The sequence below is a fragment of the Deinococcus pimensis DSM 21231 genome, from assembly GCF_000519345.1.
Taxonomy (GTDB): Bacteria; Deinococcota; Deinococci; order Deinococcales; family Deinococcaceae; genus Deinococcus_A; species Deinococcus_A pimensis.
Genome location: NZ_KI912654.1, coordinates 50,689 through 52,448, shown reverse-complemented (window position 1 = coordinate 52,448; position 1,760 = coordinate 50,689). Strand labels below are relative to the sequence as shown.

Genomic DNA, 1,760 nt, shown 5'->3' with positions numbered 1-1,760 from the left:
GGAGGCCCACGCGGGCCGCGTCCGTCTCGAGCGGCGCGACGGCGGCGGGACCCGCGCGCGGGTGGTGCTGCCCGCCCACGTGTCCGACACCTGACCTTCACGCTTCCATGCGGGCGTTATCTGCACGGGAACAATGAGGACAGGAGCCCGACCCTGATGAACGTCTCCGATGCTCGACGCCTCGCGTTCCCCGCGCCGAAGGACGGTTGAGAATGCGCACCGTCACCTGTTCGTACTTCTCGCGCGCCACCGCGCTCGTGGAGGTTCGCGAGGCCGCCTCGGCGGCGCAGCGCGCGCTGGAGGTTCCCGTCGAGCGCTTCGCGGCGGTGCTGGGCTCGGCGGCCCTCTCGCGGCTGCGGCTCCGGGGCACGCTCACCCTCACCCTCTTCGACGACGAGTGGAGCGCCCTCACGCGGGGCGGCGCGGTCACCCGAGACGGCGCCTGAGCGCGCCCACCCCGCCCCGATCCGGCCGTTCCGTACCGGCAGAAAGGAAGCCACATGGCCGCTCCCACCGTTCATCCCGACGCCCGCCCGGTCACGGAGGCCCGCGCTCCCACGTCCCGGCTCGTCGCGCTCGACGCGTGGCGCGGCCTGACGGTGCTCCTGATGCTGCTGGTCAACAACGTCGCGCTCGACTGGCGCACGCCCCGCCAGCTCCTGCACGCGCCCTGGGGCGGTTCCCTGTCGCTCGCGGACCTCGTGTTCCCCTGGTTCCTGTTCTGCGCGGGCGTCGCCGTGCCCTTCTCCGCCGCGAGCGCGCGCCGCGCGGGCATCACCGGCGCGCGGTTGGTCGGCAAGCTCCTCTCGCGGACGGTGCTGCTGTTCCTGGTGGGCTGCCTGCTCACCAGCGCCGTCTCGCACCGCCTCGTCATCGGGCTGGGAGTGCTGCAGCTCATCGCGCTCGCCAGCCTCGTGGGCGGCCTCACCGCCGGGTGGCCGATCTGGTGGCGCGTGGGGCTCGCGCTGGCCCTGCTGCTCGGCTACGACGGCCTCATCCGCTTCACGCCCCTGCCGGACGGCTCCGTCGGCGTGTTCGAGGAGGGCCGCAACGTCATCGATCACCTCAACGGCGCCATCCTCGCGCCGCTGGGTCTGCGGGGCCTGCCCTCCGTCGTGCCGACCGCGGCGCTCGTCGTGCTCGGCGGCGTCGTCGGGGACATCGTACGGCGCGCGCGCGACCGCGTAAATGGGGGGCCGTCCACCACGCGGCTCCTGCTCGTCACGGGCGTTCTGATGACCCTCACGGGCTGGGCGTGGAGCTTCGCGCTGGAGTTCAACAAGCCCGTCTGGACGCCGTCCTACATCCTGTTCTCGGCGGGGCTCGCGACGATCGGCATCCTCGCGCTCTACTCCGTCGCGGACGCGCACGGGTACGGACGCTGGTTCGCGCCGCTCACCTGGGCGGGCCGCAACGCGCTGTTCGCGTACGTCGCGCCGATCCTCGTCAAGACGTGGATCCTGCAGGACTGGACGGTCACGTGGACCGGGAAGTCCCAGAGCATACAGCAGTCCCTGCTGACGCTCGCGCGCACCGATCTGGGCCTGTGGTGGGGCGGCTGGCTCTACACGCTCGGGTACATCGGGGTGGTGTGGCTCGCGCTGTGGTGGATGGCGCGCAGGAACCTCGTGTGGAAGTTCTAGCATCCCGACCACCTCGCTCGCCGCGCGCTCGCCGCGCAGGAAAGGACCGTTCATGACCACCTACCGCAGACTCCGCGCCCTCTCGACCGTGCTGCTCGCGGGCGCGCTCGGCCTCGC

At 72.2% G+C, this 1,760-nt stretch carries 2 protein-coding genes; both read left to right on the top strand.

The genetic code is table 11. The annotated features are described in order from the left end of the window. The first annotated feature begins 212 nt into the window (after window positions 1-212). Window positions 213-446: a hypothetical protein gene (locus DEIPI_RS0115045; protein ID WP_027482309.1), complete on the top strand. Its 234-nt coding sequence runs from the start codon at window positions 213-215 to the stop codon at window positions 444-446. Between the two features lie 54 nt (window positions 447-500). After that, a complete protein-coding gene (locus DEIPI_RS0115040) occupies window positions 501-1,643 on the top strand; it encodes a heparan-alpha-glucosaminide N-acetyltransferase domain-containing protein (protein WP_027482308.1) in 1,143 nt (380 codons plus the stop codon). Window positions 1,644-1,760: the final 117 nt, after the last annotated feature.

Bases quoted from the DNA above. Each gene is read 5' to 3' on its own strand.
- DEIPI_RS0115045 (WP_027482309.1), top strand. From the start codon at position 213: ATGCGCACCGTCACCTGTTCGTACTTCTCGCGCGCCACCGCGCTCGTG.
- DEIPI_RS0115040 (WP_027482308.1), top strand. From the start codon at position 501: ATGGCCGCTCCCACCGTTCATCCCGACGCCCGCCCGGTCACGGAGGCC.